This window comes from Lysobacter sp. BMK333-48F3 (genome assembly GCF_019733395.1).
GTDB lineage: Bacteria > Pseudomonadota > Gammaproteobacteria > Xanthomonadales > Xanthomonadaceae > Lysobacter.
The window spans coordinates 5,036,519-5,060,964 of sequence record NZ_JAIHOO010000001.1 but is presented as its reverse complement, the minus strand read 5'-3'; the positions used below and the strand labels follow the sequence as shown (position 1 = coordinate 5,060,964).

Annotated in this window: 22 protein-coding genes; 14 read left to right on the top strand and 8 right to left on the bottom strand. The window is 69.7% G+C overall.

Annotation, left to right across the window (positions count from 1 at the left end):
- The first annotated feature begins 38 nt into the window (after window positions 1-38).
- The 5 genes from tgt (at window position 39) to K4L06_RS21745 (ending at window position 5,618) form a co-directional block, all read left to right on the top strand.
- On the top strand, window positions 39-1,145 hold the full coding sequence (gene tgt / locus K4L06_RS21765) for a tRNA guanosine(34) transglycosylase Tgt (protein WP_221673353.1): 1,107 nt from the start codon (window positions 39-41) through the stop codon (window positions 1,143-1,145).
- Window positions 1,146-1,337: 192 nt separating this feature from the next.
- Complete coding sequence (gene yajC, locus K4L06_RS21760) at window positions 1,338-1,694, top strand: preprotein translocase subunit YajC (RefSeq protein WP_221673352.1); 357 nt, start codon at window positions 1,338-1,340, stop codon at window positions 1,692-1,694.
- 61 nt (window positions 1,695-1,755) lie between these two features.
- Window positions 1,756-3,612, top strand: a complete 1,857-nt coding sequence (gene secD / locus K4L06_RS21755; protein WP_221673351.1) for a protein translocase subunit SecD — start codon at window positions 1,756-1,758, stop codon at window positions 3,610-3,612.
- A 15-nt stretch (window positions 3,613-3,627) separates the two neighbouring features.
- The gene (gene secF, locus K4L06_RS21750; RefSeq protein ID WP_221673350.1) at window positions 3,628-4,593 is read left to right on the top strand and encodes a protein translocase subunit SecF; all 966 of its coding nucleotides are present in this window, start codon (window positions 3,628-3,630) and stop codon (window positions 4,591-4,593) included.
- Between the two features lie 167 nt (window positions 4,594-4,760).
- Window positions 4,761-5,618, top strand: coding sequence for a class I SAM-dependent methyltransferase (locus K4L06_RS21745; protein ID WP_221673349.1), 858 nt, complete (start codon window positions 4,761-4,763; stop codon window positions 5,616-5,618).
- Window positions 5,619-5,664: 46 nt separating this feature from the next.
- Here K4L06_RS21745 and K4L06_RS21740 read toward each other — a convergent pair whose 3' ends face one another.
- Both K4L06_RS21740 and K4L06_RS21735 read right to left on the bottom strand, forming a co-directional pair.
- Window positions 5,665-6,234 (bottom strand): hypothetical protein, encoded by a 570-nt coding sequence (locus tag K4L06_RS21740; RefSeq protein WP_221673348.1) that lies wholly within the window; start codon window positions 6,232-6,234, stop codon window positions 5,665-5,667.
- Between the two features lie 157 nt (window positions 6,235-6,391).
- Complete coding sequence (locus K4L06_RS21735) at window positions 6,392-7,210, bottom strand: inositol monophosphatase family protein (RefSeq protein WP_221673347.1); 819 nt, start codon at window positions 7,208-7,210, stop codon at window positions 6,392-6,394.
- Window positions 7,211-7,305: 95 nt separating this feature from the next.
- Here K4L06_RS21735 and K4L06_RS21730 point away from each other — a divergent pair, with 95 nt between their 5' ends.
- The 3 genes from K4L06_RS21730 (at window position 7,306) to K4L06_RS21720 (ending at window position 11,552) form a co-directional block, all read left to right on the top strand.
- Complete coding sequence (locus tag K4L06_RS21730; protein ID WP_221673346.1) at window positions 7,306-8,139, top strand: RNA methyltransferase; 834 nt, start codon at window positions 7,306-7,308, stop codon at window positions 8,137-8,139.
- A gap of 411 nt (window positions 8,140-8,550) precedes the next feature.
- Window positions 8,551-9,420, top strand: a complete 870-nt coding sequence (locus K4L06_RS21725; RefSeq protein ID WP_343225828.1) for a phosphate/phosphite/phosphonate ABC transporter substrate-binding protein — start codon at window positions 8,551-8,553, stop codon at window positions 9,418-9,420.
- Window positions 9,417-11,552: an EAL domain-containing protein gene (locus tag K4L06_RS21720; RefSeq protein WP_221673345.1), complete on the top strand. Its 2,136-nt coding sequence runs from the start codon at window positions 9,417-9,419 to the stop codon at window positions 11,550-11,552. Before K4L06_RS21725 ends, K4L06_RS21720 begins: the two co-directional genes overlap by 4 nt.
- 1,266 nt (window positions 11,553-12,818) lie before the next feature.
- On the opposite strand, the gene K4L06_RS21715 is transcribed toward K4L06_RS21720, so the two are convergent.
- Window positions 12,819-13,517, bottom strand: a complete 699-nt coding sequence (locus K4L06_RS21715) for an exopolysaccharide biosynthesis protein (protein WP_221673344.1) — start codon at window positions 13,515-13,517, stop codon at window positions 12,819-12,821.
- A complete protein-coding gene (locus tag K4L06_RS21710) occupies window positions 13,501-14,829 on the bottom strand; it encodes a hemolysin family protein (RefSeq protein ID WP_221673343.1) in 1,329 nt (442 codons plus the stop codon). The genes K4L06_RS21715 and K4L06_RS21710 overlap by 17 nt, the downstream gene beginning before the upstream one ends.
- A gap of 468 nt (window positions 14,830-15,297) precedes the next feature.
- Here K4L06_RS21710 and K4L06_RS21705 point away from each other — a divergent pair, with 468 nt between their 5' ends.
- Both K4L06_RS21705 and K4L06_RS21700 read left to right on the top strand, forming a co-directional pair.
- Window positions 15,298-15,924: a DUF47 family protein gene (locus K4L06_RS21705; protein WP_221673342.1), complete on the top strand. Its 627-nt coding sequence runs from the start codon at window positions 15,298-15,300 to the stop codon at window positions 15,922-15,924.
- A 10-nt stretch (window positions 15,925-15,934) separates the two neighbouring features.
- Window positions 15,935-17,062, top strand: coding sequence for an inorganic phosphate transporter (locus tag K4L06_RS21700; protein ID WP_221673341.1), 1,128 nt, complete (start codon window positions 15,935-15,937; stop codon window positions 17,060-17,062).
- Between the two features lie 564 nt (window positions 17,063-17,626).
- On the opposite strand, the gene K4L06_RS21695 is transcribed toward K4L06_RS21700, so the two are convergent.
- On the bottom strand, window positions 17,627-18,034 hold the full coding sequence (locus K4L06_RS21695) for a hypothetical protein (RefSeq protein ID WP_064748436.1): 408 nt from the start codon (window positions 18,032-18,034) through the stop codon (window positions 17,627-17,629).
- 41 nt (window positions 18,035-18,075) lie between these two features.
- Here K4L06_RS21695 and K4L06_RS21690 point away from each other — a divergent pair, with 41 nt between their 5' ends.
- Both K4L06_RS21690 and K4L06_RS21685 read left to right on the top strand, forming a co-directional pair.
- Window positions 18,076-18,411: an MGMT family protein gene (locus K4L06_RS21690; protein ID WP_221673340.1), complete on the top strand. Its 336-nt coding sequence runs from the start codon at window positions 18,076-18,078 to the stop codon at window positions 18,409-18,411.
- A 92-nt stretch (window positions 18,412-18,503) separates the two neighbouring features.
- Window positions 18,504-19,220 (top strand): rhomboid family intramembrane serine protease, encoded by a 717-nt coding sequence (locus K4L06_RS21685; protein WP_221673339.1) that lies wholly within the window; start codon window positions 18,504-18,506, stop codon window positions 19,218-19,220.
- A gap of 661 nt (window positions 19,221-19,881) precedes the next feature.
- Here K4L06_RS21685 and K4L06_RS21680 read toward each other — a convergent pair.
- From K4L06_RS21680 to K4L06_RS21670, 3 genes are read right to left on the bottom strand one after another with little or no spacing between them, the layout of a single operon-like run.
- The gene (locus K4L06_RS21680; RefSeq protein ID WP_221673338.1) at window positions 19,882-20,814 is read right to left on the bottom strand and encodes a tetratricopeptide repeat protein; all 933 of its coding nucleotides are present in this window, start codon (window positions 20,812-20,814) and stop codon (window positions 19,882-19,884) included.
- Between the two features lie 16 nt (window positions 20,815-20,830).
- Entirely contained in the window at window positions 20,831-21,304 is a 474-nt protein-coding gene (locus tag K4L06_RS21675; protein WP_221673337.1) for a hypothetical protein, read from the bottom strand.
- Window positions 21,304-22,671 carry an ATP-binding protein gene (locus K4L06_RS21670; protein WP_221673336.1) on the bottom strand — a complete coding sequence of 456 codons (1,368 nt, stop codon included), beginning with the start codon at window positions 22,669-22,671 and terminating at the stop codon, window positions 21,304-21,306. The genes K4L06_RS21675 and K4L06_RS21670 overlap by 1 nt, the downstream gene beginning before the upstream one ends.
- A 231-nt stretch (window positions 22,672-22,902) precedes the next feature.
- Here K4L06_RS21670 and K4L06_RS21665 point away from each other — a divergent pair, with 231 nt between their 5' ends.
- Together K4L06_RS21665 and K4L06_RS21660 are read left to right on the top strand one after the other, a co-directional pair.
- A complete protein-coding gene (locus tag K4L06_RS21665; protein WP_221673733.1) occupies window positions 22,903-24,033 on the top strand; it encodes an AAA family ATPase in 1,131 nt (376 codons plus the stop codon).
- Window positions 24,030-24,446: a hypothetical protein gene (locus K4L06_RS21660; RefSeq protein ID WP_221673335.1), complete on the top strand. Its 417-nt coding sequence runs from the start codon at window positions 24,030-24,032 to the stop codon at window positions 24,444-24,446. The genes K4L06_RS21665 and K4L06_RS21660 overlap by 4 nt, the downstream gene beginning before the upstream one ends.

Sequence of the window (24,446 nt, the reverse complement as noted above, 5' to 3'; positions counted from 1 at the left end):
GCCCCATGCGCCCCGCACCCCGATCAAGGAGCCCGCGCATGAGCCGCATGTCGTTCCAACTGCTAGGCCAGGACGGCGCCGCGCGCCGCGGCCGCCTCACCTTTCCGCGCGGCACCGTCGAGACTCCGGCGTTCATGCCGGTCGGCACCTACGGCTCGGTCAAGGGCATCATGCCCGAGCAGGTGCGCGAGCTCGGCGCGCAGATCATCCTCGGCAACACCTTCCACCTGTACCTGCGTCCGGGCCTGGACGTGATCGGCGACCACGGCGGCCTGCACGGTTTCGCGCGCTGGAACGGGCCGATCCTGACCGACTCCGGCGGCTTCCAGGTGTTCTCGCTCGCCCACCGGCGCAAGATCACCGAGCAGGGCGTGACCTTCGCCTCGCCGGTCGACGGCAGCAAGGTCTTCCTCGGCCCGGAAGAGAGCATGCACATCCAGCGCGTGCTGGATTCGGACATCGTCATGATCTTCGACGAATGCACGCCGTACCCGGCCACCGAGGAGGTCGCGCGCAAGTCGATGGAACTGAGCCTGCGCTGGGCCGAGCGCTCCAAGCGCGCTCACGAGGGCAACGATGCGGCCTTGTTCGGCATCGTCCAGGGCGGCGTCCACCACGGCCTGCGCAGCCGTTCGGCCGAGGGCCTGCAGGCGCTGGGCTTTGACGGCTACGCGATCGGCGGCCTGGCGGTGGGCGAGCCGGAGGCCGAGCGCAACGAGATGCTCGAACACACCTGCCCGCAACTGCCGGCCGACCGGCCGCGCTATCTGATGGGCGTGGGCCGGCCGGAAGACCTGGTCGAATCGGTCGCCCGCGGCGTCGACATGTTCGATTGCGTGATGCCGACCCGCAACGCCCGCAACGGCCATTACTTCACCTCCACCGGCACGGTGCGGGTGCGCAACGCCAAGTACGAGCGCGACCTGCGCCCGATCGAGGAGGGCTGCGACTGCTATGCCTGCGCCAACGGCTTCAGCCGCGCCTACCTGCGCCACCTGGACCGCTGCAACGAGATGCTCGGGCCGATGCTCGGCACCCTGCACAACCTGCGCTACTACCAGCGCCTGATGGCGCAGATGCGCCAGGCCATCGAGCAGGGAACCTTTGCCGCCTTCCGCGAGTCCTTCTACGCCGCCCGCAGCTGATCGGCCGCAGGCGGACCGACCGGGCCGCCGGGCCCGGCCACGGCCGCAACCGCCCCGCCCGGGGCCGCCGACCGCTCCGAACGCCGGCGAATGCGTGGCCAAAAACGTGCCGCGGACCCCATTCCGCGGCCGCCGTTGGCCCCGGTCCGGGCGTGGCATAATCCCCGACTATTTTCGTTCCAGGACTTCACGATGAACCTGCTCGACCTCCTGATCGCCCCCGCCTACGCCCAGGCCGCGCCGGCCGGCGCGCCGCAGGGCGGCCTGTTCGGCGGCGGCCTCGGCGGCCTCGTCCTGCCGCTGGTGCTGATCGCCGTCATGTACTTCCTGATCTTCCGCCCGCAGATGAAGCGCGCCAAGGAACACCGCGGCATGCTCGAAAAGCTGTCCAAGGGCGACGAAGTGCTGACCAACGGCGGCATCGCCGGCACCGTGACCGACATCGGCGAGAACTTCATCACCGTGGAAATCGCCGCCAACGTGCGCATCCGCGTGCAGAAGGGCGCGATCGCCAACGTGCTGCCCAAGGGCACCCTGAAGTCGGCCTGATCCGACGCTGCCACGCCATCTTCAATCGCGGCGGCCGGGGAGGCCGCCGCAGGGGTTTTCGATGCTGACCTTCGCGCGCTGGAAATACTTCGCCATCCTGGTGGTTCTCGTCGTCAGCGTGCTGTACGCGCTGCCGAACGCTTATCCGCAGGACCCGTCCGTCCAGATTTCCGCGGCGCGGTCGGGCAGCACCCAGATCGACGCCGCGCTGGCCAAGCGGGCGGCCGATCTGCTGGCCCAGGCCAAGATTCCGACCAAGTCGGTGCAGGTCGAAGACCAGGGCAACCTGATGGTGCGCCTGAACGACACCGAGCAGCAGACCCGCGCCGCCGACCTGCTGCGGCCCAAGCTCGGCAGCGACTACGTGGTCGCGCTGAGCCTGGCGCCGACCGTGCCGGGCTGGCTGGAATCGCTCGGCGCCAAGCCGATGCCGCGCGGCCTGGACTTGCAGGGCGGCGTGCACTTCGTGATGCAGGTCGACCAGGCCGCGGCGCTGAACAAGCGCCTTGAGGCCTACGTCGAAGACGTGCGCGCGACCCTGCGCGACAGCGCCGTGCCTTACACCTCGGTGGTGCGCCGCGGCAACGAGGCCATCGTCGCCACCCTGGCCGGCAACGCCGACGCCGACAAGGCGCAGAAGCAGCTGCGCACCGCCTTCCCGACCCTGACCCAGGACCTGGAAGGCCGCACCCTGACCCTGAACATCCCGCCGTCCGAGCTGCAGCGCATCTCGCTCGACGCGATCGAGCAGAACCTGACCACCCTGCGCAACCGCATCAACGCCTTCGGCGTGGCCGAGCCGGTGATCCAGCGCCAGGGCACCGACCGGGTGGTGATCCAGCTGCCGGGCCTGCAGGACACCGCCGAGGCCAAGCGCCAGATCGGCGCCACCGCGACCCTGGAATTCCGCGCCGTGGTCGGCGACGAAGCCGCCGCCGCGGCCGCCGTGCGCGACCGCAACGTGCCGCCGGAAGCGCGCGTGTACTACAACGAGGCCAAGCAGCCGCTGCTGCTGTCCAAGCGCCTGCTGGTGTCCGGCGACCAGCTGGTCAACGCCATCCCCGGCAACGACCAGCAGGGCCAGCCCAGCGTGAGCATCACCCTGAACGCCATCGGCGGCCAGCGCATGCTCAACCACACCCTGGAAAACGTCGGCAAGCGCCTGGGCATCGTCTACGTCGAGCAGATCCCGATCACCGAGATCGTCGACGGCAAGGAAGTGCGCACCACTCGCACCGAAGAGCGGGTGATCAGCTCCTCGACCATCCAGGGCGTGTTCGGCAAGGACTTCCAGACCACCGGCCTGAGCCGCGACGAGGCCAACAGCCTGGCCAAGCAGCTCAAGTCCGGCGCCCTGGCCGCGCCGATGACCTTCGTCGAAGAGCGCGTGGTCGGCCCCAGCCTGGGCGCCGACAACGTCAAGCGCGGCACCACCGCGGTGCTGTACTCGTTCGTGTTCGCGCTGACCTTCTTCCTGATCTACTACCGCATGTTCGGCCTGATCACCTGCCTGGCGCTGGTGCTGAACCTGCTGATGGTGGTGGCGCTGATGTCGATGATCGGCGCGACCATGAGCCTGCCGGGCTTCGCCGGCCTGGCCCTGTCGGTGGGCATGTCGGTCGACGCCAACGTGCTGATCAACGAACGCATACGCGAGGAGTTGCGCGCCGGGGTGCCGCCGCAAGCGGCGATCGCCAGCGGCTACGACAAGGCCTCCGGCACGATCTTCGACTCCAACATGACCGCGCTGCTGGCCGGCCTGGCGCTGCTGGCGTTCGGCACCGGCCCGCTGCAGGGCTTCGCGATGACCATGATCATCGGCATCCTGACCTCGGTCTTCACCGCCGTGACCGTCTCGCGCGGCATCGCCACCTTGCTCTACGGCAACCGCCGCAAGCTCAAGTCCATCGCGATCTGACGGGAGAACCCAGACATGACTATTTTCCCGCTGACCCTGCTGCCCAACGACGCCAACATCAACTTCATGAAGTTGCGTTGGGTCTCGATCGCCGTGGCCGCGCTGATCATGTTCGTCGCCATCGGCGCCATGGCCACGCGCAACTTCAACTACGCCCTGGACTTCACCGGCGGCAACCTGGTCGAGCTGCACCTGGCCAAGCCGGTTTCGCTGGACACGGTGCGCGAGCGCCTGGCCGCCGACGGCTACGACAGCGCCCAGGTGCAGACCTACGGCGCCGGCAACGAGCTGCTGATCCGCCTGCAGCCGCGCGAGGGCGATTCCGGCTCGGCCGCCACCGCCCACGCCGCTGAGGCGGTGATGAAGGCGGTGTCGGGCGCTGACAACCAGGCCAAGATCCTGCGCAACGAGTTCGTCGGCCCGCAGGTCGGCCGCGAGCTGGCGCTCAACGGTCTGTACGCGCTGCTGTTCGTGGTGGTCGGCTTCCTGATCTACATCGCCTTCCGCTTCGAATGGAAGTTCGCCGTCGCCGCGATCATCACCACCCTGCACGACGTGATCGTGGTCGCCGGCTGGTTCGCGATCTCCGGCCACGAGTTCGACCTGACCGTGCTGGCCGGCATCCTGTCGGTGATGGGCTACTCGATCAACGACACCATCGTGGTGTTCGACCGCGTGCGCGAGAACTTCCGCTCGATGCGCGCCGATCCGGAGACCGTGCTCAACAAGTCGATCAACCAGACCCTGTCGCGTACGGTGATCACCTCGTTCGTCGCCTTCCTGACCGTGGTCGCGCTGTACATCTACGGCGGCGGTTCGCTGCGCGGCATGGCCGAGTCGCAGATGATCGGCATCATCATCGGCACCCTGTCGTCGATCTTCGTCGCTTGCCCGCTGCTGACCCTGGGCCTGCTGAAGGTCAGCAAGCAGGACCTGCTGCCCAAGGCCAAGGACGAGGCGGCGCTGGCGCGCCGTCCGTAAGCCTGCCTGCCGGCGCCTGTGGTATCGGCGCCGGGCTTGCAAGAAAAGGCCGCGCCCATGCGCGGCCTTTTTCTTTGCGCCGCGCGGGAGGATCATCGCGGTTCCGGCGGCCGCGCCGGCGCCGCGCTCGCAGCGCGCGCCGCGGCCCGCATCGCGCAGAGGACGAGATGACCGCGGCGAACAAGCAACAGATCGACGACTGGAACGGCGCCGTCGGCGAGCGCTGGCTGACCTACAACGACTGGCTCGACCGGCGTACCGAGGCCTATGGCCGGGCCGCGCTCGCGGCCGCGGCGGCGCAGCCCGGCGAGACGGTGCTGGACATCGGCTGCGGCGCCGGCGCGACCGCGTTCGAACTGGCGCGCGCGGTCGGCGCCGGCGGCTCGGTGGTCGGCGTCGACGTGTCCGAACCCTTGCTCGGCCGCGCCCGCGAGCGCGCCGCCGCGTTGGGGCTGGCGGTCGAGTTCCGCCTCGCCGACGCCAGCCGGCCGCTGTTCGAGCCGGCGCGCTTCGACCTGCTGTTCTCGCGCTTCGGGGTGATGTTCTTCGACGACCCCGTCGCCGCCTTCGCCGAACTGCGCAAGACCCTCAAGCCCGGCGGCCGGCTGGCCTTCGCCTGCTGGCAGGCGCCCGAGCGCAACGACTGGTACCGCTGGCCGCTGCGCGCGATCGCCGCGGAAATCGACCTGCCGAGCGTCGACCCGCGCGCGCCGGGCCCGTTCGCGCTGGCCGAACCGGAGCGCATCGAGCAGGTGCTCGGCGCGGCCGGCTTCGGCGCGATCGAGTTGAGCGCGTTCCAGGCGCCGTTCTATCTCGGCGAGGGCGAGGACCCCGACGCGGCCGCGGCCGATGCCTACGACCAGGTGCTGCGGGTCGGCCCGGTCGCGCGCCTGCTCGCGGCCCAGGACGAGGCCGTGCGCGCGCGCGCCGAGGCCCGCCTGCGCGGCGCCCTGCGCGAACTCGCGCGCGAGCGCGGCATCGCGATGATGGGCGCGACCTGGACGGTGACGGCGCGGGCGGTGTGATCCCCCGAGGCGCCAGCGACCCAGGGACGCAGGGGGTTAAGCGCGCTTAACCCCCTGCGTCCCTGCGCGAGAAGGCGAGCAGGTTGCAGAACAGCGCGCCCTGTTCGATCGCGTCGTCGAGGGCGACGTGGGTATGCGGCAGCCGGTCGAACCAGGCCTTGGGCATGCGCCGCTTGGTCGACTCGCGGTAGTCGGTCTTCAGCACCGCCATCGCATACGACTTGATGTCCAGCGCCGAATGCGAGAACGGGCTGCGGCCGGCGTAGCGGATCAGGTACCAGTACACGAACAGGAAGTCGTAGGCGGCCGGATAGCCGACGAACACCGGCTTTCCGGGCAGCGCGTCCAGCCATTCGACGTAGGCGCGCATCGCCGCCTGCGGCGGCTGCGGGTCGCGCCGGCAGGCCTCCCAGGCGGCGCGGTTGTCGCCCCACCAGCGCATCGTGTCGGGGTGGCCTTCGGCGCCCGGCAAGGTGTCGAGGTTGGCCGAGAACGTGCCGACCAGGGTCTTGTCGGCCAGATAGGCCGCCGAGGCGAAGCTCAGCATCGAATGCGGCCCCGGGATCGGGCCGTCGGCCTCGACGTCGGTGCTGACGTAGATTTCGGGTTTGCTCATCGGCTCAGTCCTTTGAACGTTTCGCCGGCACGCGCCGGCCGGCGCCAATGTAGCGGCGACGGGCGGCCGCCGCATCCGCCTACGCGCAAACGAAAAACGCCGCGACCCGGTCGCGGCGTTCTGGCATTCGCTGCGGCGCGAGCCGAGGCGGTGCGGATCAGTCGAACGCGTTGGCGTAGCCGGTGTTGACGATCCGCTGCTGCAGCGCGTCGGCCACGCGCAGGTTGCCGGCGACGATCTGGCGCGGCGGCAGGCCGCGGTTGTCCATCGGCCCGGTCGGGCGGCCGCGGAAGTCGACCACCTTGCCGCCGGCTTCGCGCACCATCAGCACGCCCGCGGCGACGTCCCAGGGCTTGAGCCCGGCTTCGAAGTAGCCGTCGGCGCGGCCGCAGGCGACGTAGGCCAGGTCGAGCGCGGCCGAACCGGTGCGGCGCACGTCCTCGACGTCGATCAGCAGGTTGTCCAGGCACTTGAGGTGGGCGCTGGCGTTGGCGCGCTCGCGCGGCGGGAAGCCGGTGATCAGCATCGCGCCGTTCAATTCCTTGCGCTCGGCGATGCGCACGCGCTTTTCGTTGAGCTGTGTGCCGCTGCCGCGGCTGGCGGTGAACAGGTCGTTGCGCAGCGGATCGAAGATCACCCCGTGGATCGGCTCGCCGTTCTCGCACAGGGCGATGGAGACGCAGAAATGCGGGATGCCGTGCAGGTAGTTGCTGGTGCCGTCGAGCGGGTCGATCACCCAGGTGAAGCGGGCCTGGCCGAGCGGGCCGTGCTCTTCGCCGAGGATGGCGTAGTCCGGGGTGGCGCGGCGGAATTCCTTGATGATCTCGGCCTCGGCGAGGCGGTCGACCTCGCTGGCGTAGTCCATGCGGCCCTTCTCGACGATGTTCAGCGCGTCCACGCGGTGCATGTGGCGGAGCAGGACGTTGCCTGCGGCGCGGGCGGCTTTGACCATGAGGGTGACGGCGGGTTTCTGCATGGCTTACGGCCTCGAACGTGGGAGGAGGGGCGGGACTGGCGGGGAGAAAGAGCGGAACCGGCGCTGGGCCGGGGCGGGGAGTTTACCATCTGCGCATGAACACCGATCCCCGTCACCCCCTGGCGCCGGTCCAGGCGCCCGAAAATGCCAACTCACTTGAGGCTGCGTCCGTCGCCGCCGACCCCGCCGCCGCGCGCATCCGGATCGTCCTGGTCGGCACCCAGCACCCGGGCAACATGGGCTCGGCGGCGCGGGCGATGAAGACCATGGGCCTGTCGCGCCTGGTCCTGGTCGCGCCGGAGAAGCCGCTGGACCGCGACGCCTACGCGATGTCGGCCGGCGCCGACGACGTGCTGGAGGCGGCCAGCGTGCTGCCCGACCTGGCCACGGCGGTGGCCGACTGCCATCTGGTCCTGGGTTGCACCGCGCGTAGCCGGCGCATCGCCCTGGAGGAACTGGCCCCGCGCGAGGCGGCCGCGCGCATCGACGGCCGCGCCCGCGGCGGCGGCGAGGTGGCGCTGGTGTTCGGCCGCGAGCGCACCGGCCTGGACAACGAGGAACTGCAGCTGTGCCATGCGGCGGTGCACATTCCGGCCAATCCGGCCTACAGCTCGTTGAACCTCGGCGCCGCGGTGCAGGTGCTGAGCTACGAACTGCGCATGGCCGCGCTGGCCGCGACCGCCGCCGGCGGCGTTTACGAGCGGCGCGATCCGCCGGCCTCGCACGCGCAACTGGAGGGCTTCTTCGGCCAGCTCGGCGAGGCCCTGGATGCGATCGACTTCCACAAGGGCCGCACCCCGGATTCGGCGATGCGCAAGCTGCGCCGGCTGTTCCTGCGCGCCGACCTGGACGAGCGCGAGGTGCGGCTGCTGCGCGGGGTGCTCGCGGACGTGGAGCGGATGGCGATGCTGGCGGGGGACAAGCGCTGAGGTCTTCGCGGGGGCGGTCGCGGCGGGAGCAAGAGCAAGAGCAAGAGCAAGAGCAAATCCCCCCTGGCCCCCCTTTGGCAAAGGGGGGAACAGCGTCGGGTGTCTTGGGAGGCGAGTTCCATGGGGCGGCATGAGGCCGGGGCGGGCTGCGGAAGGGGCGTGCTGCGGAAGGGGCATGCTGCGGAAGGGGCGGTCCCGGCGCGGGGCGACTGAGGCGGCGGTCGCGGACCGATGGACGGTGGGGCGGCCCCGGTTCCGGTCCGGGCTCGGTTTCGATTACGCTCGCTAGGCAATCCGACCAGGTGACGACTGTTGAGCGTTAGCGCGCGGAATTCCGGTTCGTGGTGGGCGCTGGTCCTGGTCCTGTTGGGCGCCTTCGCCGCGACCGCGCCGGCGGCCAGGCCGCACGACGTGCCCGGCGGGCACAAGGACGGCTCGGATGCGCACGTGCTGGTGCTGGGGCGGATCAGCGACGATCCCAAGACCCATTACGAACAGCTCAAGCCGCTGCTGGACTACGTGGTCCCGCGCATGGCCGACGTCGGCATCCGCGAAGGCCGGATCCTGATGGCCAAGGACGCCCAGCAGATGGCCAGCTACCTGCGTCGCGGCCGGGTCGACTGGGTCAGCGAGACCGCCGGCACGGCGATGCTGCTGGAGCAGCGCGCGCAGACCCGGCCGCTGCTGCTGACCGAGCGCGACGGGGTCAGCCACTACCATTCGGTGTTCTTCGCCCGCCGCGACAGCGGCCTGCGCACGCTCAAGGACCTCAGCGGCCACAACGTGGCCTTCCAGCGCCCGTCCTCGACCAGCGCGTATTTCGTCCCGGCGGCGACCCTGCTCGAACAGGGCCTGGCGCTGGAGATCCTGTTGTCGCCGACCGACCGCATCAACCGCGGCGCGGTCGGCTATCTGTTCGCGCGCTCGGAGCTCAACATCTCGACCTGGGTGCACAAGCGCCTGGTCGACGCCGGGGTGATGAGCAATCTGGACTGGGACAACCCGCGCCGGGTGCCGGACGCGTTCCGCCGCGACCTGGTGGTGATCGGCCGCAGCGAACAGTATCCGCGCGCGCTGGAACTGGTCCGCGGCGATCTCGATCCCAAGGTCGCCGCGCGCCTGCGCGAGGTGCTGATCGACGCCGCCGGCGACCCGGACGCCGGCGAGGCCCTACTGCGCTTCTTCAAGACCACCCGTTTCCTGCCGATCGACGCCGCTTCGCAGCGCAGCCTGGATCACATCGGCGAAGGCGTCGCGCGGGTTCGCGCGGAGGTCGAATGAACCTGCGCGCCGGCTTGCAGGCCAAGTTCCTGGCGATGATGGCGGTGGCCTTCCTGGTCGTGACCGTGCTGATCGCGATGCTGCTGGTACGGCAGGAGCGCACCCAGAGCGAGGTGGTCGGGATCAGCCGCGAGGCGATGCGCGACACCATGGCCGAAAGCCTGCGCCGGCACGGCGAGGGCGAGGTGGGGCAACTGGCCGGCTCGCTGACCAATCCCTTGTACTACTTCGACCTGGACGCGATCGGCGAACTCGGCCGCGCGGCGATGAACAACCCCGGCGTGCGCTACGTGCTGGTCTACGACAGCGACGGCAACGTCGTCCACGACGGCAGCGAGGAAATCCCCAGCTACGGCAAGCGCATGGACGATGCGATCGCGGCGCAGGTGGTGCGCGCGCAGGGCCTGCACGCGCAATGGACCGAAACCACCCTGGACGTGTCGGCGCCGATCAAGATCGGCCAGCAGCGCCTGGGCGGGGTCCGGGTCGGTTACGACCTCAAGGCCATGCGTGCCTACCAGGACGGCGCCCTGGACAAGCTGCGCAACCGCCTCAACGAACTCGGCCGGCGCCAGTTGCTGTGGGTCGGGGTGTTGAGCGTGGGCCTGCTGGCCTTGGGCGGGCTGATGCTGTGGCTGATCCAACGCTGGCTGGTGAAGCCGATCCGGCAACTGGCCGACGCCGCCCTGGCGATCGAGAACGGCCACTTCGACAGCGCGCCGGCGGGCGGGCAGGGCAACGACGAGGTCGGCGACCTGATGCGCGCGTTCGGGCGCATGAGCCAGAGCCTGGCCCGCCACGACCGCGACATCCGCCGCATGGCCTACACCGACGCCCTGACCGGGCTGGCCAACCGGCTGGCGTTCCGCGAGGCGCTGGACCAGCGCCTGCTGCACTTGAGCGACGGCGGCGGCCAGTTGGCGCTGCTGTTCGCCGACATCGACGATTTCAAGCGGGTCAACGACACCCTCGGCCACGACGCCGGCGACGAGGTCCTGCTGCAGTTCGCCCAGCGCATCCAGCAGACCGTGCTGCGGATCGGCGGCGAGCACGCGCTGCTGGCGCGCTTCGGCGGCGACGAGTTCGTGATCCTGGTCGAGGGCGAGGACGATCGCCAGGGCGAGGCGCGCACCATCGCCAGCCACCTGGCCGAAGTGCTGGTCGGCGAGCTCGGCCAGCCGATCGTGGTCCACGACCGGCAGGTGTTCCTGGGCACCTCGATCGGCGTGACCCTGTACCCGGAGGACGCCTCCGGCGCGACCGGGCTGATGAAGAACGGCGACATCGCCATGTACCAGGCCAAGGTCGCCGGCAAGAACTGCTACCGCTTCTACAGCCGGGCGATGGACCAGGCGGTGGAGCGCCGCGTCCACCTGGAGCACGAGTTGCGCGGCGCCTGGGACCGCGGCGAACTGAGCCTGGTCTACCAGCCGGTGTACCGCCTGGCCGACGGCGCGATGGTCGGCGCCGAGGCCTTGCTGCGTTGGAAGCATCCCGAGCAGGGCCTGATCGCGCCGTCGGTATTCATCGACGTGGCCGAGCAGAGCGGCATGATCGAGACCCTGGGGCCGCAGGTGCTGCGCGCGGCCTGCGAGGACGCGATGGCCTGGCAGCGCGCGCGCCCGGACGCCGAGCCGCTGTTCGTTTCGGTCAACGTCTCGCCGCGCCAGCTGCGCAGCGGCGACCTGCCCAAGACCGTGGCCGACTGCCTGCACGACACCGGGCTGGCGGCGCACCATCTGCACCTGGAACTGACCGAGACGGCGGTGATCGGCGACGAGATCCACGCCAGCAACCTGCTGGCGCGTTTGCGCGCGAGCGGGGTCAAGGTGTGGCTGGACGATTTCGGCACCGGCTTCTCCGGGCTCAGCCATCTGCGCCGGGTGCCGGTGGACGGGGTCAAGATCGACCGCAGCTTCATCGCCGACGTGCTGCGCGACCCGGACGACCTGGCCCTGACCACGGCGATCATCGCCATGGCTCACTCGCTAGGCATCACCGTGGTCGCCGAGGGCGTGGAAAAGGAAGGTCAGTACGCGGTGTTGCGCGAGCGCGGCTGCGACCTGGCCCAGGGTTATTGGCTGGGTCACCCGGTCAACGCCCAGGAATTCCGCGCTCTGTTGACTGCGTAAGCGGTCGCGCGGCTATCGCCATCGCGCCCGTTCGCCGCGTCTTTGTCCTACGCCCCCTGTAGGAGCGGCGTCCCACAGGGATTTCCTTCGGTCATAAGCCGCGACCGCGCTGCTGCGGTCTCGCGGCGTGTGCCGTTCGGAGGCTTCTAAAGCTTCAAAGCTCCAAAGCAAAGCTTCCGTCCGCAAGCGGCCGGTTCACTTTCTTTGTCCAAAGCGACAAAGTCCCATCCACGGGATTTCCTTCGGTCAAAAGTAACCGCAACGGCAACGGCATGCAGTGCTTAAGAGGTAGGAGCGGCGTCCCACGGGGATTTCCTTCGGTCACAAGCCGCGACCGCCATCGCGCCCGTTCGCCGCGTCTTTGTCCTGCGCCCTTCGTAGGAGCGGCGTAAGCCGCGACCGCGTTCTTGCGGTCTCGCGGTGTCTGTCGTTCGAAGACTTCTAAAGCTTCAAAGCTCTAAAGCAAAGCTTCCGTCCGCAAGCGGCCGGGTCACTTTCTTTGTCCAAGGCGACAAAGTCCCACGGGATTTCCTTCGGTCAAAAGTAACCAAAGAAAACGCCGTGGCTGTTTCGAATCAAAAGCCACTATGGGACGGAGCCTGCGCAGGGCTGCTCCGCACAGGCCATCCCTGGCCTGGCTACGCACGGCCCGCATCCCTGCGGGCCGCCCTCCGGGGCTTCAGGGCGGCCTCGCGAGTTCGAAGCGATGCCAAGCTCTTTAGGGCAACGGCAACCGCAAAGACAACCGCAAATTCGGGGCGGCTAGTCTGGCTTGCGGCATCGACCCTTTGCTTTGGAGCTTTAGAAGCCTTCGAACGACAGACAGCGCGAGACCGCAAGAACGTGGTCGCGGCTTACGCCGCTCCTACAAGGGGCCCAGGACAAAGACGTGGCGAACGGGCGCGATGGGGGTCGCGGCTTGTGACCGAAGGAAATCCCCGTGGGACGCCGCTCCTACCCATTAAGCACTGCATGCCGTTGCCGTTGCCGTTGCCGTTGCCGTTGCCATGAAGAGCTTGGCGCGGGACCGAACTCGCGAGAAGACCTGCAGCCCCGGAGGGCGGCCCGCAAGGATGCGGGCCGTGCGCAGCCAGGCCAGGGATGGCCTGTGCGGAGCAGCCCCGCGTCGGCCCCGACCCATAGTGGCTTTTGATTCGAAACAGCCATGGCGTTTTCTTTGGTTACTTTCTTTGTCGCCTTGGACAAAGAAAGTGACCCGGCCGCTTGCGGACGGAAGCTTTGACGCAACCGGTGATCGGTGCCGCCTCAACCGATCTTGCTGCGCGCCAGATCGATCCATTCCGCCGCGGCCTGGGCCAGGGTCCCGGAGAGGATGCCGAATACGCCGACCGCGGCGGTGCCGGCGATCCAGGCCAGGCCCATCAGTTTGCCGTCGCGTTCGAGCAGGGCGAAGGCGAACAGCAGCAACAGCGCGCCGAACAGGAAGTTGGTGAACGGAATCGGCAGCGACAGCAGGATGCCGAGCAGGATCAGCAGCAGGCCGGTGAAGGCGTTGGCCAGGCGGTGGTCGAGCAGGTAGGTCGCGCGCGGGCGGACCACCCGTTCCAGCCGCGCCAGCCACGGCGCCAGCAGGTTGCGGAACTTGGCCATCGCGTGCCGATGCGGCCCGCGCCGGGCGACGAAGCCCGGCAGCCACGGCTTGCTGAGCCCGATCAACAATTGCAGGCCGACCAGCACCACCAGCGGGCCGCTGACCGCGCCGCCGACCCCGGGGATCGGGATGAAGGCGGGCAGGGTGGAGACGAACAACAGCATGCCGAAGGACCGGTTGCCTAGCCCGGCGAACACGTCGCCGAAGCGCACCACCTCGTCCGGATCGCCGGCGACGATCGCGTCGAGCAGGGCGCGGGTGCCGGCCTCGTGCGGGCGCGGGCCGTGCCGGCGGCGCGAGCGCGGACGCTCGTCGTCGCCGGCGTCGGGGCCGCGATCAGCCGCCGAGCTCATCGTCGCCGGACTCCTGCGCCTTGGCCTGCGGCTGCAACAGCAGTTTGTCGATGCGCGGGCCGTCCAGGTCGATCACTTCGATCCGCCAGCCCGGCCAGGCGAAGTACTCGCCGACGTGCGGGATGCGGCCGAAATGGGCGATGACCATGCCCGCGGCGGTGTGGAAATCGTGCTCGTCCTCGTTCGGCAGGCGCCCGCCGCCGATGACTTCGCGCAATTCCTCCACCGGCAGGGCGCCGTCGATCAGGTAGGAGCCGTCCTCGCGCTGTACCACCGGCCCGGGCTGATCGTCGGACTCGGCGGTCTGGACCCGGCCGATCACCGCGCCCATCAGGTCGTTGACCGTGACCAGGCCGGCGACGTCGCCGTATTCGTCGACCACCAGGGCCAGCGACTGCTGTTCCTCGCGGAAGATCTCCAGCAGCTTCAGCGCATGGGTCGATTCGGACACGAACAGTGCTTCGCGCAACTGCCCGAACAGGTCCGGTTCCGCGCCCGGCACGCCCAGGGTGGCGAGCAGGCTCTTGGCTTCGAGCACGCCGAGCACGTCCTGGTCGCCGCCGCGGTAGACCGGAAAGCGCGAGAACGGCGACTCGCGCATGATCGCCAGGTTCTCTTCCAGCGGCGCGGACGCATCCAGCCAGGCGATCCGGGTGCGCGGCGTCATCAGGCTTTCGCTGGTGCGGTCGCCGAGGCTGAGCACGCGGTTCATCATCTTGCGCTCGTCGGCGTCGATCACGCCCTGCTCGTGGCTTTCGGTCACCAGCAGGCGGATCTCTTCTTCGCTGATCTCGCTGCGCGCGTCGTCCTTGATCCCGAGCAGGCGCAGCACGGCGCGGTTGATCGCGCCGAGCGCGGCCACCACCGGCTTGGCGAAGCGGGCCAGGCCATCGAGCACCACCGCCACGGTGCTGGCGATCTTCTCCGGGTTGGTCAGGGCCAGGCGCTTGGGAATGAGCTCGCCGAAAATCACGCTGGAGGCGGTGATCAGGGTGACCGCGGTGCCGATGCCGATGCTGCGCGCGTACTGCGCCGCATCGGGCACGATGCCGCTGATCCAGCCGGCGATGGCCAGGCCGATGGATTCGCCGCCGAAGGTGCCGGTGAGCACGCCGATCGCGGTGATGCCGACCTGCACGGTCGACAACAGATTGTCGGGATGCTCGGCCAGTTGCAGGGCGGTGCGGGCGCCGCGGCTGGTCTCGGCCATCTGCTTCAGGCGCAGCTTGCGCGAGGTCATCAAGGCCATCTCCGACATCGCGAAGAAGGCGTTGAGGACGATCAGGGCCGCGACGATCAGAAGTTCCAGCATCGGCAATGCCTCCTGCGGCCGGCGGAATCACGGAGGGGGCGCATTGCGCGGCGGAAGCGGGCCGGGGAGCGGCCGGGCGGCGGTTTTGGGTCGTCGTCCATTGTGCGAGGCGGAAAAGCGGGAAGGGGGGCGGAGCGGCCGGCGAAACCGGACGGTCGGGCCGGCACCGATCTTAGCAGGGTGGTTCAGCGGGCCGGCTTGGCGGGCCGGTTGGGCGGGCCAGTCCAGCGGTCCGGTTCGCCGGGTCCGGGGTCGGGCCCGTCCGCAACCGACTGTGCCCGCGGCGGCGCGGCAGAGGCGTGAAAGCCGCGCGCAGCCGGCGTCGCGGCGGCCCATGCCGGTCGGATGGGGGCGGCCGCGACCGGCGTCAAGGTGGGCGGGCGCGCCTCAAACCGTCATAATCGCGCCCGCAAACCCCTTCGGCCCTGGCGGCCGGCAACCGCGGCCACAGGCCAGAGGCACCCCAGCATGTTTTCCCTGCAGACCATTTTCGGCCAAGGCAACCAGTTCTACACCCTGCTCGAGGAGGCCTCGGTCGCCGCCCACGACAGCACTAAGGCCCTGCACGACATGCTCAAGGCGGCCGACCGGCAGCCGGCCCTGGACGCGTTCAAGCTGGCCCGCCAGCGCGAGCGCGAGACCTCGGACAAGATCAGCCAGGAACTGGTCGACAGTTTCATCACCCCGATCGAGCGCGAGGACATCGAGGCGCTGAGCTCGGCCCTGTACAAGATTCCCAAGCAGGTCGAGAAGTTCGCCGATCGCTACTCGCTGGCCACCCGCCACCTGGAGCACATCGACTTCGCCCCGCGCGCGGCGATGCTGGAGCAGGCCGCCGCGGTGGTGGTGAAGATGGTCCATCAGCTGCGCCAGCTCAAGCTGGAGCCGATGAAAGCGCTCAACGACCAGCTGCGCGCGCTGGAGAACGAGGCCGACCGGCTGATGCTGGAGCTGTACCGCGACATCTACTCCGGCCAGCTCGACAACCTGCAGATGTTCCTGCTCAAGGAGTTCTTCGAGATCCTGGAGAAGGCGATCGACCGCTGCCGCGAGGCCGGCGTGGTCGCCTACCAGATCGTGCTCAAGAACTCCTGAGGCCCGCGCCATGCTTACGCTGGTCCTGGTGGTGATCCTCGCGGCGCTGATCTTCGAGTACGTCAACGGCTTCCACGACACCGCCAACTCCATCGCCACCGTGGTGGCGACCAAGGTGCTGTCGCCGATGCAGGCGGTGATCCTGGCCGCGTCGACCAACCTGGTCGGCGCGCTGTGGGGCACCGCGGTGGCCAAGACCATCGCCTCGGGGCTGATCGACGCCGGGGTGGTCGAGATCGGCTCGCAGCTGATCCTGTGCGCCCTGCTCGGCGGCATCATCTGGAATCTGATCACCTGGTGGTTGGGCCTGCCGTCCTCGTCCTCGCACGCGCTGATCGGCGGCCTGTGCGGCGCCGCGGTCGCGGCGGCGTCGAACAACTGGCACGCGGTGGTCTGGTCGCATCCGGCCGAGCCGATCTGGAAGAGCGCCGGCGTGCTGTGGAAGGTGATCGTGCCGATGGTGACCTCGCCGGTGCTGGGCTTCGCCGCAGGCTTCCTGGTGATGGGCGTGCTGTTCGCGCTGATCTCGTTCATGGCCCGCAGCGGCGGCATCCTGCGCCGCGCCGCGCGGCCGCGCTGGGTCAACGGCTTCTTCGGCAAGGCGCAGCTGCTCAGCGCCGCCGGCATGGGCTTCGCCCACGGCATGAACGACGCGCAGAAGACCATGGGCATCATCGCCCTGGCCCTGATCAGCGCGCAGCAGGCCGGCACCCTGGACAACCTGCCGGCGTGGCTGGCGTTCCTGCACCCTTCGCCGGGCGCGATCGCCAACAACGACATCGACACCTGGATCAAGCTGACCTGTGCGGTGGTGATGGCGGCCGGCACCGCCGCCGGCGGCTGGCGGATCATCAAGACCCTGGGCCACAAGCTGGTCAAGCTGCATCCGATCCACGGCTTCGCCGCCGAGACCAGCGCCGCCTCGGTGATCATGTTCGCGTCCTCGCTGGGCATCCCGGTGTCGACCACCCACAACATCTCCGCCGCGATCATGGGCGTGGGCACGGCTAAGCGCTTCAACTCGATCAAGTGGACCGTGGTCGAGAAGATGATCTGGGCCTGGATCCTGACCATCCCGGCGGCCGGCGGCATCGCCTACGGCCTGTTCGAGCTGATGCGCGCGTTCGGCTGGGCCTGAGCGTCGCGCCGTATCGGCAAGGTTCCGAGCAAAGAAAGCCCGCTTCGAGCGGGCTTTTCTTTTGCGCGGAATCTGCAGGGCGGGGTAGGGGCGGGGCGAGCCGCGAGCGCGGAACGGCGTCTTCGGGGTACCTGCCGAGAGCAAGAGCAAGAGCAAATCCCCCCTGGCCCCCCTTTTTCAAAGGGGGGAATCGCGGTGCTTGGAAGGGGGGCGGGCGATCGAGGTTGGCGTCGCTTGTAGGAGCGGCGTCAGCCGCGACCACCGAAGCGGTGGGATACCACGCTGCGGCCCGAAACCCGCCGACCCGCCCGCCCCGAAAACAACGAAGCCCGGATGCCCGGGCTTCGGCGACGGCGCTTGCGTACGTCGCTGCGGTCGTCGCGGCTTATGGCCGGAGAAAATCCCCGTGGGGCGCCGCTCCTGCCAGGGGCTTGGGACGAAGACGCCGCCGGATTGAGGGATGGCGCTCGCGGCTCACGATTGGCGGAAATACCTGCGCGGCGCCGCTGCCGCAAAAGCGGCGAGCGAAACGGCCAGGCGCAGGCAGCCAAGCGCAAGCCGAACTCAGAGCAGGTCGCCGTTGGCCGACAGCACCCGCTCCATGCGATCGCCGACGCCGCCGATCTCCAGCACCAGGCGCTGCACTTCGGCGCCGTCCAGGCTTTCCAGCGGACGGTTCTCGCACAGGTGCAGGTAAGGCACGCCGTCGAGATCGCCGATCGCCAGGTAGCCGACGTGGCTTTCCCAGTTGAACGCCAGCGCGCGGCGCGCGTCCAGGCCGGTGGTCGGCGCGATCGCCGTGGCCACGCGCAGGAACGGGCGGCCGTCGTCGTCCATCAGCTCGGACAGGAAGATCGCCTGGTGGCGGGTGCCCTGCTCGAGCGAGAGCTCGATGCAGATCACGCTCTCGTCGTGAACGGTGAGATGGAACCCGGTCCGGGTCAGGTGCTGGCGGATCTGTTCGAACTGCATGGGGGCGACTCCTGCGCGCTACAGCGCCTTATGCTACCGCGATGGACAGCGAAACTGCCGCCGCACGCATCCGCGCCGCGATCCGCGCGATTCCCAAGGGCCAGGTCGCCGGCTACGGCGAGGTCGCCCGCCGCGCCGGCCTGCCGGGCCGGGCGCGCCTGGTCGCGCGCCTGCTGAGCGAGAACGAGGACGCCAAGCTGCCCTGGCACCGGGTGCTGCGGTCCGACGGGCGGATCGCCTTTCCCGAGGGCTCCAAGGGCTATCGCGAGCAGGCCCAGCGCCTGCGCGCCGAGGGCGTGACGGTGGAGAAGGGGCGGGTGCGGGGACAGCGCGCCGCGGCGACCCTGGACTCGCAGATCTGGGGGCCGCCGGAATGAACGCCGCCCGCCCGCGCAACGCGTATCCACATCGCGCTCACGGCGCTGCGGCGGGGCAGCGGCTACCATAGCCGCCGGTCCGAGGAGTCGCGATGTTTTCCAGTATCCCGCCGGTCACCAGGAAACTGCTGATCGCCAATGTCGCCGCGTTCGTTCTGCAATGGCTGTTGAGCTTGAGCCCGTCGACGCGGTCGTGGGTGCTGTGGCTGGAGTTGTGGCCGTGGCTTCCGGCGCAGCTCGAGTCCGCCGGCCCGGGCTTCCTGCCCTGGCAGTTGCTGAGCTACGGCTTCCTGCACGGCGGCGTCGGCCACCTGGCGTTCAACATGCTGGCCCTGGTGATGTTCGGCGCCTCGCTGGAGTACCACTGGGGTGCCAAGCGCTTCGCCGTCTATTACTTCGTCTGCCTGGTCGGCTCGGGCCTGCTGCAACTGCTGTTCGCTTCCTACGCGGTGCGGCACGGCGAGTTCTACCTGACCCTGGGCGCGTCGGGCGCGATCTACGGTCTGCTGCTGGCCTACGGTATGTTGTTCCCGCTGCGGCGGGTGACCTTGCTGCCGTTCCCGATCGTGCTCAAGGCGCGCACTCTGGTGATCATCTACGCGGTCGCCGCGGTGGTGTACGGCGTGTTCGCGCAGGGCAGCGGGGTGGCGCATTTCGCTCATTTGGGCGGCATGCTGATCGGCTGGCTGACGATTCTCTACTGGCGCCGGCGTCCGCCGAGCGGCGGCCAGGGCGGCAATGGCCGCGATGCGCGCCGCGAGGCGCTGCTGCAGCGGCGCAAGGCGTCGAAGTTGCGGGTGGTGAAGTAGCCGCATTACTGCGAGTTTGCGGGTAGGAGCGGCGCGCCAACGGGATTTCCGTCGGTCACAAGCCGCGACCGCCATCTCGCCCGTTCGCCGCGTCTTTGTCCTGCGCCCCCCCTGTAGGAGCGGCGTCCCACAGGGATTTCCTTCGTTCACAAGCCGCGACCGCCATCCTCCAATCTCGCCACGTCTTTGTCCTGCCTCCCTGTAGGAGCGGCGCAAGCCGCGACCGCGTTCTTGCCCGTTCGCCGCGTCTTTGTCCTAAGCCCCTGTAGGAGCGGCGTAAGCCGCGACCGCGCTGTTGCGGTTTCGCGGCGTCTGTATTCGAAGGCTTCAAAAGCAAAGCTTCCGTCCGCAAGCGGCCGGGTCACTTTCTTTGTCCAAGGCGACAAAGAAAGTAACCAAAGAAAACGCCATTCCTGTTTCGAATCAAGAGCCACTATGGGACGGAGCGGACGCGGGGCTGCTCCGCACAGGCCATCCCTGGCCTGGCTGCGCACGGCCCGCATCCCTGCGGGCCGCCCTCCGGGGCTTCAGGGCGTTCTCGCAAGATCGGAGCGGCGCCAAGCTCATTACGGCAACGGCAACGGCAACGGCAACGGCAACGGCAACGGCAACGACGCGGGCGGCGGCTTTTGGGCGATCGCGCGGCAAACCGGCGCGTCGATCAGAACCCCGGGCGCAGCGTTACCTGCTGCAGTTCCTTCTTCACCGAGCGCCAGAACAGCCCCGGGGCGATCCAGGTGTAGGCGCAGAAGCCTAGCCACAATAGCGACAAGGGCAGGGTCCAGCGCTGTAGGCCGTTTTGGCTCAACGCGATCATGCCGACCTGGTAGAGCAGGAACAGGCCGAGCAGCATCACCACGGTGCGGGTGCGCGAGCCGGCGGTCAGGTAGCTCTGGAAGCGCCACCACAGGCCCAGCAGCGGGCTGCGCCGGGCCTTGACCGCCGCCAGCAGGGTCAGCGCCTGTTCGTCCATCGGGTCCAGTTGCACCGCCCAGGCCGCATGCTGGCGCGCGTCGTCGACGCGGCCGGCGGCCAGTTCGCAGTGGCCGAGCACGCACAGCGCTTCCAGGTGCTCGGGGTCGAGTTCCAGCACTTCCCGCGCCAGCGCTTCGGCCGCGCCGCGGTCGCCGCGGCGGAATTCCAACGTCGCCAGCAGGGCGCGGTAATCCAGATCGTCCGGCTCCAGTTCGCAGGCGCGTCGCGCATGTTCCAGGGCGCGCTCGTCGTGGCCCCAAGCCTGGTGCAGGCGGGCGAAACCGTCCTCGATCACCGCCGAGGCCGGGTCGAGCTCGCGCGCCGCGTTCAAATGAGTTTCGGCCTCGGCCAGGCGCCGGCGCGCGATCGCGACCAGGGCCGCGGCCAGGTGCGCGGACACCGACTCGGGTTCCAGTTCGAGCGCGCGCGCGGCTTCCAGCGCGGCCACGTGCAGGCGCTTGCGCTTGAGCAGGCAGAACGCGAGCAGGGCGTGCGCCTCGGCCTGCTCTGGCTGTTCGCCGAGCAGGTGCAGCAGCACGTCGATGGCCTGGTCGACCTGGCCGTGGCCGTAATGGCGGCGGGCCAGGGCGAGGGCGTGGCGGGACAGGTCCAGGCTCATGCGCGCGGCTCCAGGCTCATTCCAACACCATGCGCAGCAGCGCCGGCCATTGCAGATCGAACAGACGGCGCGCGAACAAAGTCGCCAGGATCAACAGCGGCAGGCCGTTGCGGGCCGCGCCGCCGTAGTACTCCCACAGCTCGAAGCAACGCTGCTGCATCATGTACAGCGCGTAGCCGGTGGCGAGCTTGAGGGTGATCACCGACAGCAGGGCATAGGCCATGTAGCGCGGCGGCAGCCAGCCGGCCTGGCCGAGCGCGCCAAGCAGCCACAGCAGCGCCACCGCGCCGGCCAGGTTCAGCGCCAGCAGGGCCAGTTCGCGGCCGCGGGTCGGGCTGCCCAGGGCGAAGCTGTTGAACGCGAACCAGGCCAGGCCGAAGCCGTTGCCGGCCAGCATCAGGGTCAGCATCGGCCACAGCGGATCGACCGCGTAGCGCGACAGGCCCGACGGCAGCGGTTCGTCGGGCAGGCGATAGACCGAGGCCGCCATCAGCCGCCTCCGTGGCGCTTGAGGAACTCCAGCACTTCGTCGTACTGGCCGCCCTGGTTGGCGTAGCGGGCGTGGTTGCGCGCGGTGGTCAGCCATTCCAGGGTGGTGGCGCGGCTGTCCTTCAGCGCCGTGCGCAGGTGGGCCATGCTCAACGGCACTTCGCGGCCCTGCGCGATGGAATCGTCGATCGCCTCGTCGATCGCGCTTTCGACCAGGTGGCGCAGGTCGGCGCCGGAATGGCCCGAGCTCAGCCGGGCCAGTTCGGCGGCGTCGATCGCGCCGTCGAGCGGACGCTCGCGCAGCAGCAGGTCGAGGATCGCGCGCCGCGCCGGTTCGTCCGGCGGCGGCACGAACAAGACCCGGTCGAAACGGCCGGGCCGGCGGAACGCCGAATCCACCGCCCAGGGCACGTTGGTCGCGCCGAGGATCAGCACGCCCTGGTTGTTCTGGCCGAAACCGTCGAGTTCGGTCAGGAACTGGCTGACCAGTTTGGCCGAGCCGGCTTCGCGCGAATGCTGGCGCTTGCCGCCGATCGCCTCGACCTCGTCGAAGAACACCACCGACGGCGCGGTCCGCCGCGCCTGCTCGAAGATCGCGTGCAGCTTGCGCTCGGACTCGCCGATGTACATGTCCAGCACGTCGGTGATGGCGACGTTGTAGAAGCGCGCGCCGCATTCGCCGGCGGTGGCGCGGGCGAGCAGGGTCTTGCCGCAGCCGGGCGGGCCGTACAGCAGGATGCCGCCGCCGGAGCGGCGCTTGAAACGCTCGAACAGCGAGGGCTTGAGGAACGGGGTGATGATGCGGCGGCGGATCTGCTGCTTGACCTCGTCCAGGCCGCCGACGTCGGCGAACGCGATCCGCTCCTGCGCCGGTTGCAGCAGGCGCACCACGTCTTCGGCGTCGGTATCGTCGTTGGCGACGCTGGTCTGCAGCCGGTTGCCGGGCGCGGCATCCTGTTGCCGGCGCGCATGGGCCAGGGAGATCACCTTGCCGGCCAGCTCGTTGGCCAGGGCGGCGTCTTCCAGCGCCGGATTCAGCGCGATCGCCTGCTGGTACAGCGCGCGCGCCTCGTCGCGGCGGCCGTCTTCCAGGCTCAGCCGCGAACGCGCCAGCAGCGCGGCGGCCGAGTTCGCCGGCGCCAGTCGGGCCACCTCGGCGTCGCGGCGGTGCTGCAGCAGCAGCCGCCAGGCGGCGTCGCGCTGCGCCGGCTCGGCGAGCAGGGTTTCGCCGCCGAGTTCGAGCGCGCGCAGCAGGGCGTCCGGGTCGGCGGCGTTCAGGCAGGCCTTGAGCACCAGTGCGCCGAGGGCGGAATTCTGAGGGCTGGCCGCGAATGCGGCGAGCAGGTCCTCGAGCGGAGTTTCGGGCATGACGGCGTCCTGGCCGGGCGTGGCGAGGCCCTAGGGTAATGAAAAACCGGGCAGGATAGACCGGCGCGGCGTTCAGAGTACGTGGCGCAGGTTGCGGTTCGTGCATGCCCGCGCCTACAGTGCGCAGGTGGCGCCGGGTTGCTGGTGTCGCGCCCTTACGCCAGCCCTGGGGAGGCCGGCCACGGTCCGCGTGCCGTCGTCCCCGTACGCCAAGGATTCCGGCCGTCGATGATGCCCGAGCACGAACTCTCCGCCGCGCAGCAGGCCGCCGCCCGCGTCCGCGAAGCGGTACACGCCGCCACCACCGGGCTGGTCGAACGCGAACAGCTCGCCGAGCTCATCGTGCTGGCCGCGGTGGCGCAGGAACACCTGCTGATCCTCGGCCCGCCGGGCACCGCCAAGAGCGCGGTGGTGCGCCGGGTCGCCGCGGCCCTGGGCGGACGCTATTTCGAATACCTGCTCGGACGCTTCACCGAGCCCTCGGAACTGTTCGGTCCGGTCGACCTGCGCCGGCTGCGCGAGGGCGTGGTCGAAACCGATGTCAGCGGCATGCTGCCCGAGGCCGAGATCGCCTTTCTCGACGAAGTCTTCCTCGGCTCCACCGCGATCCTGAACACCTTGCTCGGGGTGCTCAACGAGCGCCGGTTCCGCCGCGGCCACACCCAACTGGCCTGTCCGCTGCGGGTCTGCGTCGGCGCCGCGAACGCCTTGCCCGACGACGAGTCGCTGGCGGCCTTCGCCGACCGTTTCCTGCTGCACCTGTTCGTCGAACCGGTGCCGGACCATCAACTGGAAGCGCTGCTGGAAGGCGGCTGGGAAGCCGGCCGCGCGCGCCCGCAGCACTACGCCGACCTGGCCGACATCGATGCGCTGAGCCGCTGCGTCGACCAGGTCGATCTGGGTACCGCGCGCGGTCTGCTCGCCGACGCGATCCGCAAGCTGCGCAGCGCCGGCCTGGGCCTGTCGGACCGGCGCATCGTCAAGGCGCAGCGGCTGATCGCCGCCGCGGCGGTGCTGGCCGGGCGCGAACGCGCCAGCGAGGCCGACCTGTGGCCGTTGTTCTACGTCATGCCGACCCGCGAAGCGCAGGCGGCGGCGCAGGACGCCTTGCGCGATTCGCTGTCGGCGGCGGCCAACCCGACCCTGCGCGCGGCGGTCGAATACGCCGTGCTGCAGCCCTTGTCGCGCGAGGCGCGGCTGCTGGAGGCCGCACGCGCCAGCCTGGTGGCGGCCGCGGGCGACAACGCCGGCGCCGAAGCGGTGCTGCGCGAGATCGACGCCAACTTCGACGCCGTCTCGATTCCCCCCGAACTCGCCGCCGAGCGCGCGCGGCTGGTCGCGCGGATAACGGCGCCGGTATGAACTGGCACTGGCGGGCTGAGGGGGCCCCGCCGACGCCGCAAGGCGCGATCGGCATCGGCGCGGCATCGCGACGCCTGCTCGACGCGGTCGAGCGGCTGCAATCGCATGCGCGCGAAACCCTGGCCCTGACCGCCAACGACGACAGCCTGATCGTCGCCGGCGCGGCCGAGGCCCTGCCCTGGTGCGAGGGTGTGGTCTATCTGGCGCCGCGCGCCGAGGCCACCACGCTGTGGCTGCCGACCCACGAACGGCCGGACCTGCCGCTGGACCTGCTGGCGCGGGCGATCGCGCGCCGGCACGGGCCGGCGCCGCTGGCGATGCTGCGCGCGCCGCGCCGGCTGCTGCCGTTGCAGCGCGCGTTGCCGGCCAGCGACGCCTTGCTGGCGCGGATCCGCGCCCACTGGCGGGACTGA

What these genes read in the sequence shown, in the direction of transcription:
- tgt (WP_221673353.1), top strand. Translation starts at nt 39, where the DNA reads ATGAGCCGCATGTCGTTCCAACTGCTAGGCCAGGACGGCGCCGCGCGC.
- yajC (WP_221673352.1), top strand. Translation starts at nt 1,338, where the DNA reads ATGAACCTGCTCGACCTCCTGATCGCCCCCGCCTACGCCCAGGCCGCG.
- secD (WP_221673351.1), top strand. Translation starts at nt 1,756, where the DNA reads ATGCTGACCTTCGCGCGCTGGAAATACTTCGCCATCCTGGTGGTTCTC.
- secF (WP_221673350.1), top strand. Translation starts at nt 3,628, where the DNA reads ATGACTATTTTCCCGCTGACCCTGCTGCCCAACGACGCCAACATCAAC.
- K4L06_RS21745 (WP_221673349.1), top strand. Translation starts at nt 4,761, where the DNA reads ATGACCGCGGCGAACAAGCAACAGATCGACGACTGGAACGGCGCCGTC.
- K4L06_RS21740 (WP_221673348.1), bottom strand. Translation starts at nt 6,234, where the DNA reads ATGAGCAAACCCGAAATCTACGTCAGCACCGACGTCGAGGCCGACGGC.
- K4L06_RS21735 (WP_221673347.1), bottom strand. Translation starts at nt 7,210, where the DNA reads ATGCAGAAACCCGCCGTCACCCTCATGGTCAAAGCCGCCCGCGCCGCA.
- K4L06_RS21730 (WP_221673346.1), top strand. Translation starts at nt 7,306, where the DNA reads ATGAACACCGATCCCCGTCACCCCCTGGCGCCGGTCCAGGCGCCCGAA.
- K4L06_RS21720 (WP_221673345.1), top strand. Translation starts at nt 9,417, where the DNA reads ATGAACCTGCGCGCCGGCTTGCAGGCCAAGTTCCTGGCGATGATGGCG.
- K4L06_RS21715 (WP_221673344.1), bottom strand. Translation starts at nt 13,517, where the DNA reads ATGAGCTCGGCGGCTGATCGCGGCCCCGACGCCGGCGACGACGAGCGT.
- K4L06_RS21710 (WP_221673343.1), bottom strand. Translation starts at nt 14,829, where the DNA reads ATGCTGGAACTTCTGATCGTCGCGGCCCTGATCGTCCTCAACGCCTTC.
- K4L06_RS21705 (WP_221673342.1), top strand. Translation starts at nt 15,298, where the DNA reads ATGTTTTCCCTGCAGACCATTTTCGGCCAAGGCAACCAGTTCTACACC.
- K4L06_RS21700 (WP_221673341.1), top strand. Translation starts at nt 15,935, where the DNA reads ATGCTTACGCTGGTCCTGGTGGTGATCCTCGCGGCGCTGATCTTCGAG.
- K4L06_RS21695 (WP_064748436.1), bottom strand. Translation starts at nt 18,034, where the DNA reads ATGCAGTTCGAACAGATCCGCCAGCACCTGACCCGGACCGGGTTCCAT.
- K4L06_RS21690 (WP_221673340.1), top strand. Translation starts at nt 18,076, where the DNA reads ATGGACAGCGAAACTGCCGCCGCACGCATCCGCGCCGCGATCCGCGCG.
- K4L06_RS21685 (WP_221673339.1), top strand. Translation starts at nt 18,504, where the DNA reads ATGTTTTCCAGTATCCCGCCGGTCACCAGGAAACTGCTGATCGCCAAT.
- K4L06_RS21680 (WP_221673338.1), bottom strand. Translation starts at nt 20,814, where the DNA reads ATGAGCCTGGACCTGTCCCGCCACGCCCTCGCCCTGGCCCGCCGCCAT.
- K4L06_RS21675 (WP_221673337.1), bottom strand. Translation starts at nt 21,304, where the DNA reads ATGGCGGCCTCGGTCTATCGCCTGCCCGACGAACCGCTGCCGTCGGGC.
- K4L06_RS21670 (WP_221673336.1), bottom strand. Translation starts at nt 22,671, where the DNA reads ATGCCCGAAACTCCGCTCGAGGACCTGCTCGCCGCATTCGCGGCCAGC.
- K4L06_RS21665 (WP_221673733.1), top strand. Translation starts at nt 22,903, where the DNA reads ATGCCCGAGCACGAACTCTCCGCCGCGCAGCAGGCCGCCGCCCGCGTC.
- K4L06_RS21660 (WP_221673335.1), top strand. Translation starts at nt 24,030, where the DNA reads ATGAACTGGCACTGGCGGGCTGAGGGGGCCCCGCCGACGCCGCAAGGC.